Origin of the sequence: Cohnella sp. CFH 77786 (assembly GCF_019400745.1) — a bacterium.
Classification (GTDB): domain Bacteria; phylum Bacillota; class Bacilli; order Paenibacillales; family Paenibacillaceae; genus Cohnella.
Genome location: NZ_WJIB01000001.1, coordinates 66,991 through 82,048, shown reverse-complemented (window position 1 = coordinate 82,048; position 15,058 = coordinate 66,991). Strand labels below are relative to the sequence as shown.

At 59.9% G+C, this 15,058-nt stretch carries 13 protein-coding genes; all 13 read left to right on the top strand.

The annotated features are described in order from the left end of the window. Positions 1–11 precede the first annotated feature (11 nt). The 13 genes from GE107_RS00395 (at position 12) to GE107_RS00335 (ending at position 15,018) form a co-directional block, all read left to right on the top strand. Positions 12–1,013: a polysaccharide deacetylase family protein gene (locus GE107_RS00395; RefSeq protein ID WP_219637424.1), complete on the top strand. Its 1,002-nt coding sequence runs from the start codon at positions 12–14 to the stop codon at positions 1,011–1,013. A 336-nt stretch (positions 1,014–1,349) separates the two neighbouring features. Further along, the gene (locus GE107_RS00390; protein WP_219637423.1) at positions 1,350–2,630 is read left to right on the top strand and encodes a M16 family metallopeptidase; all 1,281 of its coding nucleotides are present in this window, start codon (positions 1,350–1,352) and stop codon (positions 2,628–2,630) included. Then, positions 2,593–3,036, top strand: a complete 444-nt coding sequence (dut, locus tag GE107_RS00385; protein WP_219637422.1) for a dUTP diphosphatase — start codon at positions 2,593–2,595, stop codon at positions 3,034–3,036. The genes GE107_RS00390 and dut overlap by 38 nt, the downstream gene beginning before the upstream one ends. A 51-nt stretch (positions 3,037–3,087) precedes the next feature. Beyond that, positions 3,088–3,969: an EamA family transporter RarD gene (rarD, locus tag GE107_RS00380; RefSeq protein ID WP_219637421.1), complete on the top strand. Its 882-nt coding sequence runs from the start codon at positions 3,088–3,090 to the stop codon at positions 3,967–3,969. A gap of 518 nt (positions 3,970–4,487) precedes the next feature. Further along, on the top strand, positions 4,488–5,387 hold the full coding sequence (gene dpsA, locus GE107_RS00375) for a dipicolinate synthase subunit DpsA (RefSeq protein WP_219637420.1): 900 nt from the start codon (positions 4,488–4,490) through the stop codon (positions 5,385–5,387). Then, positions 5,384–5,980, top strand: a complete 597-nt coding sequence (locus tag GE107_RS00370; RefSeq protein WP_219637419.1) for a dipicolinate synthase subunit B — start codon at positions 5,384–5,386, stop codon at positions 5,978–5,980. Before dpsA ends, GE107_RS00370 begins: the two co-directional genes overlap by 4 nt. Positions 5,981–6,015: 35 nt before the next feature. Beyond that, positions 6,016–7,056: an aspartate-semialdehyde dehydrogenase gene (locus tag GE107_RS00365; protein ID WP_219637418.1), complete on the top strand. Its 1,041-nt coding sequence runs from the start codon at positions 6,016–6,018 to the stop codon at positions 7,054–7,056. A gap of 17 nt (positions 7,057–7,073) precedes the next feature. Then, positions 7,074–8,321 carry an aspartate kinase gene (gene dapG / locus GE107_RS00360; RefSeq protein ID WP_219637417.1) on the top strand — a complete coding sequence of 416 codons (1,248 nt, stop codon included), beginning with the start codon at positions 7,074–7,076 and terminating at the stop codon, positions 8,319–8,321. Continuing rightward, positions 8,318–9,193: a 4-hydroxy-tetrahydrodipicolinate synthase gene (gene dapA, locus GE107_RS00355; RefSeq protein ID WP_219637416.1), complete on the top strand. Its 876-nt coding sequence runs from the start codon at positions 8,318–8,320 to the stop codon at positions 9,191–9,193. Before dapG ends, dapA begins: the two co-directional genes overlap by 4 nt. Positions 9,194–9,480: 287 nt before the next feature. Next, a complete protein-coding gene (locus tag GE107_RS00350) occupies positions 9,481–11,160 on the top strand; it encodes a ribonuclease J (RefSeq protein WP_219637415.1) in 1,680 nt (559 codons plus the stop codon). 143 nt (positions 11,161–11,303) lie between these two features. Then, positions 11,304–12,044, top strand: coding sequence for a ClpP family protease (locus tag GE107_RS00345; RefSeq protein ID WP_219637980.1), 741 nt, complete (start codon positions 11,304–11,306; stop codon positions 12,042–12,044). Then, a complete protein-coding gene (locus GE107_RS00340) occupies positions 12,041–12,313 on the top strand; it encodes a YlzJ-like family protein (RefSeq protein ID WP_219637414.1) in 273 nt (90 codons plus the stop codon). The genes GE107_RS00345 and GE107_RS00340 overlap by 4 nt, the downstream gene beginning before the upstream one ends. A 38-nt stretch (positions 12,314–12,351) precedes the next feature. Further along, positions 12,352–15,018: a DNA translocase FtsK gene (locus tag GE107_RS00335; RefSeq protein WP_219637413.1), complete on the top strand. Its 2,667-nt coding sequence runs from the start codon at positions 12,352–12,354 to the stop codon at positions 15,016–15,018. Positions 15,019–15,058: the final 40 nt, after the last annotated feature.

The window sequence follows — 15,058 nt, the reverse complement described above, 5'->3', positions numbered from 1 at the left end:
GTGTTCCTGCCATGAGGATGAAATCTCCCGGAGGGCTGGCGGCCCTGCTGGCCTGTTTGTCCGCGGTGTGGATCGCCGGCGCTTACGGTCCGCTCGCGCCGTTCGTACAAGCCGTGAAACACCGCGATTCCGGCATCGTGGCCTTCCGCGGCGAAGACCGCGTCCCGTCTCTCCGCGAGTGGGTGGAGCAGGAGGCGGCCAAGCGCCGGATCGAGCCTTCGAACGCCGTCAACGACCGGGTCTGGAAGGCGATCCCGGGATACGACGGGCGCGCGGTCGATGCGGCAGCCACTTACGTCAAGGCGAAGTCGCTCGGCCTGCTGCCGGATTCGGCGGATTTTCCGTGGGTGTACCGCGACATTCCGCCCGCCGTCGGACTGGACGACCTTCCCTTGCAGCCGATTTACCGGGGCAATCCGGCCAAGCCCATGGTGGCGCTCATGATCAACGTGGCATGGGGAGACGAATATCTGCCCTCGATGTTGGAAACGCTGGATGCGGAAAACGTCAAAGCGACGTTCTTCCTGGACGGATCCTGGCTCTCCCGCCATATGGAAACCGCGAAGAACATCCTGAACAGGGGCCACGAGCTGTCCAACCATGCGTACACCCACCCGAACATGAGCGCGCTCGACATGGCCCGCCAACGAAGGGAAATCGGGCGAACGGAAGAGCTGCTGAAGAAGCTGGGGGTCCGCAATCGGTGGTTCGCGCCGCCTTCCGGCGACTACGACGCCCGGACGGTCAAAGCGGCAGGGGAGTTCGGTCTCCGGACGGTGCTGTGGACCCTGGACACGCTGGACTGGAGAAATCCTCCGGCTTCGGCAGTGGTGGACAAGATCGCCAGGCGGATCGGCCCGGGACAGCTCGTGCTGATGCACCCGACCTCCGCTTCAAGGGATGCCTTGAAGGGCATGATCGCGTCGATCCGGGCGAAAGGCTACCGCTTGGGAACCGTCACGGAAACGTTGTCCTCCAAGAGGGTCGAGCCGTTGTTGACTCCCCGGTTCTGAGACGGGCCCGGGACGTGTCTCTGTTGTGGCCGTTGTCGGAATTTGGTATAGTGGATTCATTCTTTGAAGCGGCGGGAGTTTGAGCGGGGAGAATTTGCACGGGGAGAGTTTGAGCGGGGAGAGTTTGAGCGGTGAGAGTTTGACTCCGTCAAACTCCCGATTACACGTCAAACTCCCTATAAGCGGTGAGAGTTTGAGTGGTGAGAGTTTGACTCCGTCAAACTCCCGATTACACGTCAAACTCCCTATAAAGAGGTGAGAGTTTGGCTTTGCCAAACTCCCTATAAGCGGTGAGAGTTTGACTTCGTCAAACTCCCTATAAGAGGGGGAAATCGGGTGAACAAATATCAATTGAAGAACGGATTGCGCGTCATGATCGAACCGATCCCGACCTGCCGTTCGGTATCGTTCGGCATCTGGGTCAAAACCGGCTCCCGCAACGAATCCCCGGAAGATAACGGGATTTCCCATTTCGTCGAACACATGCTGTTCAAAGGAACCAACCGCCATTCGGCCAAGGAAATCGCCGACCGGTTCGACGGGATCGGCGGCAACGTAAACGCGTTCACGTCCAAGGAATATACCTGCTATTACGCGAAGGTGCTGGACCAGCATTTGCCGATCGCCGTCGACGTGCTGGCGGATATGTTCTTCGAATCGCAGATGGCCGATACGGAACTGGCCAAAGAGAAGAACGTGATCCTCGAGGAAATCTCGATGTACGAGGACACGCCGGACGACACGGTGCACGATCTGGCTTCGCGCGCGGCATACGGCGACCATCCGCTCGCCTATTCCATTCTGGGAACGGCCGACCGGCTGGGACCGATGGGGCCGCAGGATTTGCGCAGATATATGGGCCAGAGGTACCGGACGGACAATACTGTGATCAGCATCGCCGGCAACGTCGGCGAAGAAGTGCTGGAGCTGATCGAGAAGCATTTCGGCCGGTTTGACGTGACGGGGTCGGAAGGCGTTCTGGAGACTCCGCGGTTCCGTTCGGGCAGCCTGTTCCACCGTAAGAAGACGGAGCAGAACCATCTGTGCCTGACGTTTTCGGGCTGTTCCATCTCGGATCCGAAGCTGTACGCGATGATCCTGCTCAATAACACGATAGGTGGAGGCATGAGTTCCAGGCTGTTCCAGGAAATCCGCGAGAAGCGCGGAATGGCGTACTCCGTCTACTCGTACCATACTTCCTATGCGGACAGCGGCCTGTTCACCGTTTATGCGGGAACCGCGCCGAAGCAGACGAAGGACGTATACGAGCTTACGATGGAAGTGCTGGACGAAGTGAAGCAGAACGGACTGAGCGAAGCGGAGCTGTACCGGGGCAAAGAGCAGCTTAAGGGGAACTTGATCCTCAGCCTGGAGAGCACGAGCAGCCGCATGAACCGGCTTGGCAAAAACGAGCTGATGCTGGGGCGGCACTACACGCTCGACGAGATGCTGGAGCGGATCGACAGCGTGACGATGGAAGACGTGAACGGGATGATGAACCGGATCATGGAAGCGCCGTGCGCGATCGCGCTGGTCGGCGCGCAAGAGAAAGTGTTGTCGGGGATAGGGAGGGAGTTCGTTGTATCCAGTTCAATTGAAGCGGCTTCCGGGGAATGAGGACATCCCGCTGCCGAAGCGGATGTCGGAGTGGGCGGCCGGGTTCGACGTCCACGCGGCGGTAGCCGAGCCTCTGGTGCTGGCTCCGGGTGCGAGGGCGCTCGTTCCGACGGGCTTCGCGATGGCGATGCCCCGCGAGCTTGAAGCTCAGGTTCGACCGCGCAGCGGACTCGCTTATAAACATGGGGTTACTTGTTTGAACACGCCGGGCACGATCGATGCCGACTACCGCGGCGAGGTGAAGGTTCTGCTGATCAATTTGGGCGGCGAGCCGTTTACGATCGAACGGGGGGAACGCATCGCCCAAATCGTGTTCCAGCTCGTGCCGCAAGTGACGCTGGCCGAAGTCGCCGAGCTGCCGGACACGGTTCGGGGCGCAGGCGGATTCGGACATACGGGGAAATAATCCATAACGGAGTCCTGGACGAGTGCCAAACCAAGTGCTAATATGGTTGGCATGAGAACAGGACTTTTTTACGCCGTTTTGGCTTATGTGGCCTGGGGAGTATTTCCGCTCTACTGGAAAGCGTTCGAGACGCTGCCGGCGAACGAAATTCTTGCCCACCGCGTCGTTTGGTCGTTCGTCTTCGTCTTGGTCTTGTGGATCTGGCAGCGGCGGATCGGCGATTTCTTCCGTTTGTTCCGCACCTCCAGGACAGCCGCGCTGCTCGGGGTCAGCAGCTTGCTGATCAGCGCCAACTGGCTTATTTTCATTTGGGCGGTCATTCACGGTCACGTTAAGGAAACGAGCCTCGGTTACTATATCACGCCGCTGTTCAACGTCGTATTAGGCGTGCTGTTTCTGGGCGAGAAGCCGAACCGCGGTCAATGGGCGGCCGTCGCCATGGCGGGAATCGCGGTCCTGCTCGCCGCGGTCGATTACGGACGCGTGCCTTGGATTTCCTTGTCGCTTGCTGTTACGTTCGGGTTCTACGGCCTGGCCAAAAAGAGGGCGGGTTACGACGCCACGGCCGGTCTGCTCGGGGAAACGGCGTTCGTGCTTCCCGTTGCGGCCGCGTATTTGGTCTACTTGACGGGGCAACGGCTCGATTCCGCTTGGGACTTGCCGGCGGGGCATTTCGTACTGCTGCTCTTGTCCGGGGCGGTGACCGCGCTCCCGTTGCTCTGGTTCGCGAAGGCGGCGTCCCGTCTCCCCTTGTCCACGCTCGGATTTGTCCAGTATATCGGGCCGACGATCCAGTTCGCGCTTAGCGCATTTGTCTTCCATGAGGCATTCTCGCCGTTGCTGATTCTGGTTTTCATGCTGATCTGGGTGGCGATCGCCGTCTATATGTCCTCGTCCTACCGTCCGGCAGCCAAGCCTGCCCGTGCGGGATGAGGGTAATACGGTACCGCGGGATCGCGGGTGAACGGCGAGGCTTGGCGGCTTAAATCGATGCTGAATGTTTCACGGAAGGTTTGGCCGGCACCGCCTCGAATGTCCCCGCCGCAGCCCCGAATCTCGGTAGCGTTACACGAAATTATCGAGTAAATCCTATCCGTAGTCCCGTATTCCGCCAGAGTTACATGATATTTTCGAATAAATCCCCTCCGAAGTCCCGTTTCCCGTCATAGTTACACGAAAAATTCGAGTAAATCCCCCTCCGCAGCCTCGAATCCCGTCAGAGTTACATGAAATATCCGAAGAAATCCCCGGCCCCTCCCCGTTTTCTCCCTTTTTCCACGTTCAGCCGGCCATATGGTGCCTTTGCTCTAACCAGAGGAAGACGAAATCGATCGATGCGTGCCGTGCCGTTCCTGCCTCGCGCGCGAAGCTGGAATGGCACCCGGAACTAGGCCCTTGCATACGATGTGCTATATGCTTGCAAGCATACGGAAGGGAGGGACCGACCCCTCATGCTTACGGGAGTGCACGTCGTTCTCGCCGGCGGGGACGCCAGGCAGCTTGAGGTGATCCGGCGGCTGACCGAACTCGACGCCACGGTCACGATTTCGGGATTCGACCGGCTCGACATGCCGTTCACCGGCGTCGTCAAAGCGGACTGGTCTCCGGAGATTCTCGCGGATGCCGATGCCCTGCTGCTCCCTGCTGTCGGTACGGAAGACGACGGAACCATCTCCGCCCTGTTCACCGAGAGGGAACTGACGCTGACCGACGCCCATGTCTCGGTACTGCCCAAGTCCGCGAAAGTCGTGGCCGGCATGGCGAAGCCTTATTTGAGGAATCTATGCGAGAAGCATGGACTGCAGCTGGTGGAATTGTTCGAGCGGGACGACGTGGCCATCTACAATTCCATTCCGACGGCGGAAGGCGCCATCATGATGGCCATCCAGAATACCGACATCACGATCCACGGCTCCAACTGCATGGTGCTCGGACTCGGACGCTCCGGCATGACGCTCGCCAGAACGCTTCAGGGAATGGGGGCGAGAATCAAGGCGGGAGTCCGCCGGGAGGATTCGTTCGCGCGGGCCTTCGAGATGGGATTCAAACCTTTCTACATCGCTGATTTGGCGCGGCAATCGGGGAATATCGACTTGCTTTTTAATACGATACCGACTATGATAGTCACAGCACAAGTGATCGCCCAACTCCCTTTGCGCGCCTGTATTATCGACCTTGCTTCGAAGCCCGGCGGAACCGATTTCCGCTTCGCCGAGAAGAGGGGAATCAAGGCGCTTCTCGCGCCGGGTTTGCCCGGTATCGTGGCGCCTAAGACGGCAGGTCGCATTATCGCCAACAGTCTGACCCAGGTCATCCTGGAAGACAGAGGGCAACGGGGGAGTGCGTCATGAATTGGCAGGGAATCACCGTCGGCTATGCGCTGTCCGGTTCGCATTGCACGCTGCCGGAAGTGATGCCGAATATTAAGCGCTTCGTGGATGCCGGCGCCAACGTTATTCCGATCGTATCCCATACGATCATGACGACCGATACCCGCTTCGGCACCTCGGAGCATTGGCAGACCCAGCTTCGGGAAATCACCGGAAACGAACTCGTTTCCACCATCGTGGACGCCGAGCCGCTGGGTCCTTCCAAGCGGATCGACGTACTCGTTATCGCACCTTGCACGGGGAATACGACGAGCAAGCTTGCCAATGCGATGACCGACAGCCCGGTGCTCATGGCCGCCAAGGCGCAAATGCGCAACGGCCGGCCGCTCGTGCTCGCGATCTCGACCAACGACGGGCTCGGACTGAACGCGGCGAACATCGCCAAATTGCTTGTCGCCAAGCATATTTACTTCGTGCCGTTCGGACAGGACAATCCGCAAGGCAAGCCGAATTCGCTCGTCGCCCGCATGGATCTCGTCATGGATACCTGCGAACAAGCGCTGCAAGGCAAACAGCTGCAACCGTTGCTCATCGAGCGTTTTCAATATGCTTGAGAATTGCCGTAAACATAGGAGAGAGGGAGACGACATTGTCCGATCAAAGGTTGTTTAACGTCGCCGTAGTGGGGGCAACGGGCGCCGTCGGGGAACAGATTCTCAGACTGCTCGCAGAACGCGATTTTCCGCTCAAATCCTTGAAACTGCTGTCTTCCGCCCGTTCCGCCGGCACCAAGATCCCGTTCAAGGGTCAGGAGCTGACGGTCGAAGAAGCGACTCCGGACAGCTTCAAAGGCGTGGAAATCGCGTTGTTCAGCGCCGGCGGAGACGTTAGCCGCGCTTTGATTCCGCATGCCGTTGAACACGGCGCGGTATGCATCGATAACACGAACGCTTACCGGATGGACCCGGAGACGCCGCTTGTCGTGCCGGAAGTGAATATCGACAAGATCAGCGGCCACAAAGGCATTATCGCGAATCCGAACTGCTCCACGATCCAGATGGTAGCGGCGCTGAAACCGCTCTACGACCGGTTCGGCATTTCCCGGATCATCGTCTCGACGTACCAAGCGGTATCCGGCGCCGGCGCGAAGGCGATCCAAGAGATGCTGCGCCAGAGCCGCGAAGTTCTGGACGGGGGCGATCCCAAGCCGGACATTCTTCCCGTCGGCTCGCTGCCCGTCAAGCACCAGATCGCATTCAACGCCATCCCGCAAATCGACAAATTCCAGGACAACGGCTTTACCCTGGAAGAGATGAAGATGATCAAGGAAACGAAAAAGATCATGGGCGACGATTCGATCGAAGTGACGGCAACCTGCGTGCGCATCCCGGTCGTGTACGGACATTCCGAATCCGTCTACGTCGAGATGAAGCAAGATTTCGACATCGGCGAAGTCAAAGCGCTGCTGGCGGACGCTCCGGGCGTCACCCTCATGGATGACCCGGAACGGCAGCTTTACCCGCTGGCCGCCGCTGCTGCCGGGAAGAACGACGTTTTCGTCGGCCGGGTTCGCCGGGACCTGTCGAATCCGCGCGCTTTGAACCTGTGGATCGTATCCGACAATCTGCTTAAGGGAGCAGCCTGGAACGCGGTGCAAATCGCCGAATATATCGCCATTCCGCAAGCGTAAGAGCGGAGGAATTCCATATGATCGTTACCGTCCAAAAATTCGGAGGAACGTCGGTGTCGGATGAGCAAGCCCGCCGCCACGTCCTCCGTCATATTGTTCGGGAAAGGAAAACGGGCCGCGGACTTGTCGTCGTGGTTTCGGCGATGGGCAGGCGAGGCGAACCTTACGCAACCGATACGCTCTTGGATTTGATCCGCCAGAATGGCAACAGCTTGCCGGCCCGCGAGAAGGATCTGCTTCTCTCCTGCGGGGAGATTATATCGGCTTCTGCCTTGACCAGCCTCCTGAACGCCGAGGGAATTCCCGCCGTGGCGCTCACCGGGGGCCAAGCCGGCATCGTCACCGATTCCAGGTTCGGTTCGGCGCATATTCTGGACGTGAATCCGTCCGCCATTCTCTCCCATCTGGAATCGGGGAAGGTCGTCGTGGTGGCCGGATTCCAAGGCCGAACCGAAGACGGGGAAATCACCACGCTCGGACGAGGAGGAAGCGATACGTCCGCCACGGCGCTGGGAGCCGCCTTGCGGGCGGCCATGGTCGATATCTTCACCGACGTGGACGGTATCTTGACCGCGGATCCCCGGATCGTCCGAGATGCACGGCCTCTGCCCGTGGTGAGTTATGAAGAAATCAGCAACATGGCGAGCAACGGGGCCAAAGTCATCCATCCCCGCGCGGTCGAGATCGCGATGAAAGCCGGCATTCCTATCCGTGTCCGGTCGACTTTCTCCGACGGGGAAGGCACGCTCGTGACGTATGCGGAAGCCGTCCGCCGCCAGCCCGGATGGATCGACCGCACGGTGACCGGGCTCGCGCATTTCCACGGCGTGACGCAGCTCAGCGTGACGTTGGATAACGCGCCGTACGATCTGCAGCTTCGCGTGTTTCGCGCGATGGCGGCCAACGGAATCAGCGTCGATCTCATTAACGTCATGCCGAGCGGCGTTCACTACACCGTGAAGGAAACGGATACTTCGGAGGCGGTCCGGCTGCTTCGCGAACTCGGATTCGAGCCGCGCGTGCGGCAGAATTGCGCCAAGCTGTCGGTCATAGGCGGCGGCATGAACGGAGAGCCCGGCGTGATGGCCAAAATCGTGGAAGCTCTGACCAACCGGCAAATATCGATTCTGCAGTCCGCGGACTCCAATACCACCATCTGGGTTCTGGTTTCCGAAGCCGAAATGGCGGACGCGCTCGAAGCGCTGCATGCCGCGTTCGGGTTGCATCTAACGACGTCTTTACTCGAGGAGGATATAGACAGATGAATTTCGGACAATTGATCACAGCCATGATTACTCCGTTCAACGAGAAGCTCGAGATCGACTGGGAGATGACGGGCAAGCTCATCGATTACCTGATCGAAGAACAGCAATCCGACGCCATCGTCGTATCCGGCACGACCGGAGAATCTCCGACGCTCACGGATGACGAGAAAATCAGCCTGTTTCGATTCGCGGTGAAACACGTTGCCGGCCGTTGCAAAGTCATCGCGGGCACGGGGAGCAACGAGACGGCCCATTCGGTCCATTTGACGAAGGCGGCCCAGGAGATCGGCGTCGACGGCGCGCTCCTCGTGACTCCTTATTACAACAAACCGACCCAAGAGGGCGTATACCGGCATTTCCGGACGATCGCGGAGGCGACGACGCTGCCGATCATCCTCTACAACGTGCCGTCGCGCACCGTGACCAGCATTTCGGTCGAAACGACGCTTCGGCTCGCCCAGATCCCGAATATCGTCGCCACGAAGGAATGCGCGTCCCTGGAGCAAATGACGGAAATCGTGAAGGAAGCTCCGGAAGGCTTCATTCTCTATTCCGGCGACGACGGGGTCACGCTTCCCGCGCTCTCCGTGGGAGGACACGGCATCATCAGCGTCGCGAGCCATCTCGTCGGTCCGCGAATGAAGGACCTGATCGCCTCGTTCAAAGCCGGACGCGTCGAGGAAGCGATCCGAATCAATCAGGAGCTGTACCCCGTGTTCAAGGGGTTGTTCAATTGTCCGCATCCGGTGCCGAACCCGGTCGCGGTCAAATACGCGCTGACGCTCCGCGGCCTGCCCGTAGGCGGAGTCCGTTTACCTCTTGCGGACGTGACGGAAGAGGAAGCCGCGTTCATCCGCAAGCTGGTCGGCTAAACCGTTCACCCCTATCAAACCGGTGCCTCGGGCATCGGTTTTTTCGTTCTCCGGCGCCGTTCCGTCATGCCGAACGGCGCGCGGAAATATCCTGGGCACGGTTTCTTTGGCGGCGGGATGGGGACATTAACCGTAACGGAGCGGCAATCCGGGCGATTGCGGGAGCAGCCTTGTAATTGGTCTTTCGCTTCATGTATAATGGTTCCGAGTGATTGGGTGCGGCCAATATTTGCAACTTGACAATTTCATATGGTTGGGATCGTCGAAATGATATGGAGGTACTAGACTTGTCCAAGAAGAACAACCAAGACAAATTGCTGATTTTCGCCCTCGGCGGCGTCGGCGAGATCGGGAAGAACATGTACTGCATCCAGTACGCGAACGACATCGTCGTCGTGGACGCGGGACTGAAATTCCCGGAAGAGGAAATGCTCGGCATCGACGTCGTCATTCCGGATATCACGTACCTGACGGATAACCGCGAAAAAGTGAGAGGCATTCTGGTCACGCACGGACATGAGGACCACATCGGTGGGTTGCCTTACGTGCTGAAGCATTTGAACGTCCCGGTGTACGGAACGAAGCTGACGCTCGGACTGATCGAGAACAAGCTGAAGGAAGCGGGACTGCTCGGAGACACGAAACGCCATCTGATCAACGCAGACTCCGTTCTTACGCTCGGCACGATCAAAGCGAGCTTTTTCCGGACAAACCACAGCATTCCGGATTCGGTGGGCGTTTGCCTCGAGACGCCGGAAGGCATCGTCGTCCATACGGGTGACTTCAAATTCGACCACACGCCCGTGAACGAGCAATACGCCGATTTGCAGCGGATGGCCGAAATCGGCAGCCGCGGCGTCCTGTGCCTGCTGTCCGACAGCACGAACGCGGAACGCCCGGGTTTCACCCCGTCCGAGAGCAACATCGGCAAGGAATTCGAAGAGATTTTCCGGCGCGCCAAACAGCGCGTCGTCGTGGCGACGTTCGCCTCGAACGTTCACCGGATCCAGCAGGTCATCAACGCGGCCTTGGAAACCCGGCGCAAGATGGCCGTCATCGGTCGCAGCATGGTGAACGTGGTGACGATCGCTTCCGAGCTCGGCTACCTGAACATTCCGGAAGGCATGCTGATCGAACCGGAAGAGGTGAACAAGCTTCCGGCCGACCGCGTCGTCATCCTGTCCACGGGAAGCCAAGGGGAGCCGATGTCCGCGCTTACCCGCATGGCTCGTTCCACGCACCGCAAGGTCGATATTTTGCCGGGGGACACCGTCGTCATCGCGGCGACCCCGATTCCGGGGAACGAGCGCTACGTCGGCCGCACGGTGGATGAGCTGATGCGCCTCGGCGCAAGCGTGATCTACGGACCCGGGTCGGTGTCCGGAGTGCACGTTTCGGGACACGGCAGCCAGGAGGAGCTCAAGCTGATGCTCAACCTGATCCGCCCGGAATATTTCATCCCGATCCACGGCGAATACCGGATGCTCCGCCATCACGGTCTCCTTGGCGAGGCCGTCGGGATCGAGAAGGACAAGATTTTCCTGGTCGACAACGGCGATGTCGTCGAATTCCAGAACGGCGTCGGCCGCAAAGCCGGCAAAGTGCCGGCGGGCAACGTGCTGATCGACGGACTCGGCGTCGGCGACGTGGGGAACATCGTTCTCCGCGACCGGAAGCTGCTGTCCCAAGACGGCATCCTGGTCGTCGTCGTCACGCTGAGCAAGCAGGACGGCACGATCCTGTCCGGACCGGACATCATCTCGCGCGGTTTCGTGTACGTGCGGGAATCCGAAGGGCTGCTCGAAGAAGCGAACCGCATCGTAACCGGCACCCTGCATAAATTGATGAATGAAAACGTGAACGAGTGGGCGTCGCTGAAGACGAACGTCAAGGACGCGCTCGGCCGTTTCCTGTACGAACAAACAAAAAGAAGACCGATGATCCTGCCAATCATTATGGAAGTATAGGGATTAGCGATCGCATGCACCGCCAACACTCGCCAAAACCGTTTTCGACCGTCTCCGACGGAAGGAAACGGTTTTTTTCTGTTCCTTGGCTCATAATAAGCCTGCCATGAATGGCCAAAGGAGGAGATCCAGTGATCGGTCCCATGAACATGGAAAAACCCGGCGACCAGCCTGGCCCGGGCTTGCATCCGGGCGACGAGCGCAAAGTTTCGGCGGCGGTGGAATCGGTGGTGCAGCTCGGGCAGACGGTCGTGCCGGCAACGGAGAGCAACGTCTTCTGCTTGACGATCATCGGGCAGATCGAAGGGCACCTGATGCTCCCGCCGCAGAACAAGACGACGAAGTACGAGCATGTCATTCCCCAACTGGTGGCAGCCGAGCAGAATCCGAAAATCGAAGGGCTGCTGATGGTGCTGAATACGGTGGGCGGAGACGTGGAGGCCGGGCTGGCGATTGCCGAAATGATTTCCTCCATGTCCAAGCCCAAGGTGGCCATCGTGCTGGGGGGCGGCCATTCGATCGGCGTGCCGATCGCCGTGTCGGCCGATTACACCTTCATCGCGGAGACGGCGACGATGACGATCCATCCGATCCGGCTGAGCGGCTTGATCATCGGCGTGCCCCAAACCTTCGAATACCTGGAGAAAATGCAGGAGCGCGTCGTCCGTTTCGTGACCCGGCATTCGAAGATCGGGGAAGAGACGTTCAAGGAGCTCATGTTCAAAACGGGCGAGCTGACCCGGGACATCGGTACGACGGTGATCGGCTCGGACGCGGTGAAACACGGACTCATCGACGAGGTCGGCGGGCTCGGGGACGCCCTTCGCCATTTGAACGGGCTGATCGCCGAACGCAAAACGACGCAAGGGGCGGTCGTCCAATGAGCTTCTATACGCCGATGCCGCTGGAGCTCGTATTCGACGGTTGGAACCGGGAGCCGGGACCTTTTCTCGACCTGACGATCCGCGGCGTCACGATGCGGGTCGTCCCGGTCGCGCCGGGAATCGGAAGGATCGAGAGGCTGCTGAACGCGCCGCTCGACTGCTACCTGCAGCCGGAGTTCTCCCCGGGCCAGACGGTCTGCTACGCGGCGGAACCCGCGCAGGCCAATCCGGACAAGGAAGGTCCGGAAGTCCCGACCTATTTGCCGTAAGTTTCCGCGTCTGCCAACCTCCCGCCGACTGTGGTATAATGTTGAACCGGGAGGTGGCATGCTTGGCCAGAAGAAAAAAGAAACGGGCCTCGTTCGGAGCCAATCTGAAATACGAAATCTACGGCATCCTGCTCATCACCATCTCCGTCATCACGTTCTACGGCGAAGGCCGCGGCGCATGGGCGCTTACCAGCTTATCCAGCCTTGTGCTCGGCAAGTTTTATTTTTTGATGGCCCTGCTCGGCATTTGGATCGGTCTCTACGTCATGATGAAACGGCAATGGCCGAGGGGATGGACCCCCAGAAGGTCCGGATTCCTGTTGTTCTGTCTCGCTTGTACGCTCATGAGCACGATTTCGTTCGCGCAAAGCCGGCTCGCCCCGATGGATTCGGTCAGCGCGCCCAATATCATCCGGCAGATGGGATCCGCGCTGAGCGGACAAGTCCTGAACCCTTCCGGATCGGAAGAGCCGGCCGAGCCGGAGGACGGCGAGACCGCCGTCGCGGCGCGGGCGGATCTTAAGCCTTGGGAGAAAGATATCGGAGGCGGCATGCTCGGCGCCGTCCAATACTCTCTGTTCTATTGGATGTTCGGTTATTACGGGGCCAAATTCATCATGTACATACAGTTCGCGATCTCGCTCCTGCTCATCACGAACCGCTCCTATGTGGAAATGGGACAATCCATCCGCCTGTTCCTGATGCGCATCATGCCGCTGTTGGCGGCCCGACTGTCTCCCGGACGCAAGCTGCAGTCGGCGAAAGCCGTTCCCGTAGCGTCTTCCGGCAAACGCGAGCATCCGGCCGTTCCCGATCCGCTTCCGGAGGACGATGGCATGGACGAGCTGCCGAACGCGGCTCAGCCGCGGAAAACGCCTCTGTTTTTCCAACTGTTCCACGGCAAACCGGAACGGGGAGCGGAGGAGCCCCGTGACGAAACGTGGGACGACGAAGAAGAGGCGGAGTGGAACGGCGCTCCGGCCGCCGCGAAACCGCAGCCTAACGCCCGCACGGCGATGCCTCCGGCAGGTGTCTCCGAAGCCCGCGACGCATCCGGAGCTGCCGCTCCCGCCGCGCCCGAACAAGGAACCTCGGCGGCTCCGAGGTTCACGGATTTCACCGTGCAGTCACAGGCTACGGCAGCTCCATGGAACGAGGAAGACGAGGGCGAAGACACGGACACGCCCCAAGGGGAAGAAGCCGAAGAGAAAGCCGGTCCCGCCGGCGATGCAGCCGTGGCATCGGCGCCGGCCAAAGCTGCCGCGAAAAAGCCGAAGCCGTACCGGCTGCCGGGCGTTTCCTTGCTGAACAAACCGGCTGCCGGAAGCAAATCCGGCAACCCGAACGATTACTTGGACACGGCTCGCAAGCTGGAAGCGACGCTGGAAAGCTTCGGCGTGCGCGCGAAGGTGCTGGACGTGGCCCGGGGACCGGCCGTCACCCGGTACGAATTGCAGCCGGACGTCGGCGTGAAGGTAAGCCGGATCGTCAGCCTCACGGACGATATCGCGCTCGCGCTCGCGGCGAAGGATATCCGCATGGAGGCGCCCATTCCGGGCAAGTCCGCCATCGGGATCGAGGTGCCCAATAACGAGGTCAGCGTCGTCACCCTGCGCGAAGTCGTAGAGACGCAGGCGTTCCAGGAAGCGCCGTCCAAGCTCACCGTCGCGTTCGGCCGGGACATTTCCGGTCAGCCCATCATCGGCAATCTGGCCAAAATGCCCCACCTGCTGGTCGCGGGGGCGACCGGCTCGGGCAAGTCGGTGTGCATCAACGGCATTATCACCAGCGTGCTGTACAAAGCGAAGCCGGACGAGGTCAAGTTCCTCATGATCGACCCCAAGATGGTCGAATTGAACGTGTACAACGGCATTCCGCATTTGCTCGCGCCGGTCGTGACCGATCCGAGGCGGGCTTCGCTCGCCCTCAAGAAAATCGTCGTGGAGATGGAAAAGCGCTACGAGAAATTCTCGAAATCGGCGACCCGCAACATCGAAGGCTACAACGCGCTCATGCTGAGCGGGGACAACCCGGATGCCGTGCTGCCTTACATCGTCGTCATCGTGGACGAGCTCGCCGACCTGATGATGGTCGCGGCAGGCGACGTCGAAGACGCGATAACGCGACTCGCGCAGATGGCCCGCGCTGCGGGCATCCATCTGATCATCGCGACGCAGCGCCCTTCGGTCGACGTCATCACCGGCGTCATCAAAGCGAACATTCCGAGCCGCATCGCCTTCGGCGTGTCGTCGCAGGTGGATTCGAGGACGATTCTGGACATGGTCGGCGCGGAGAAGCTGCTCGGCCGCGGAGACATGCTGTTCCTGCCGATGGGCGCGTCCAAGCCGATCCGCGTGCAGGGTGCTTTCCTGTCCGACAGCGAGGTGGAATCGGTCGTGAATCACGCGCGCGCGCAGGCCGAAGCGGAATATAACGAGGAGCTCGTGCCCGAAATCGACGATTCGGAGCCGGATGAGGGAGACGAGTACGTGGACGAGCTGTTCGACCAAGCGGTGCAAATCATCCTGGAGGCGAAGCAGGCATCCGTGTCCCTGCTCCAGCGCCGGATGAGGATCGGGTATACCCGGGCGGCCCGATTGATCGACACGATGGAGGCCAAAGGCATCGTCGGTCCTTACGAAGGCAGCAAGCCGCGGGAAGTGCTCATGTCGCTCGAGCAATACCAGCAGAGGATCCCTTCCTGACGGGCAAATGCCGCGTACTGGGTATAAGAGCCTTTCTCCT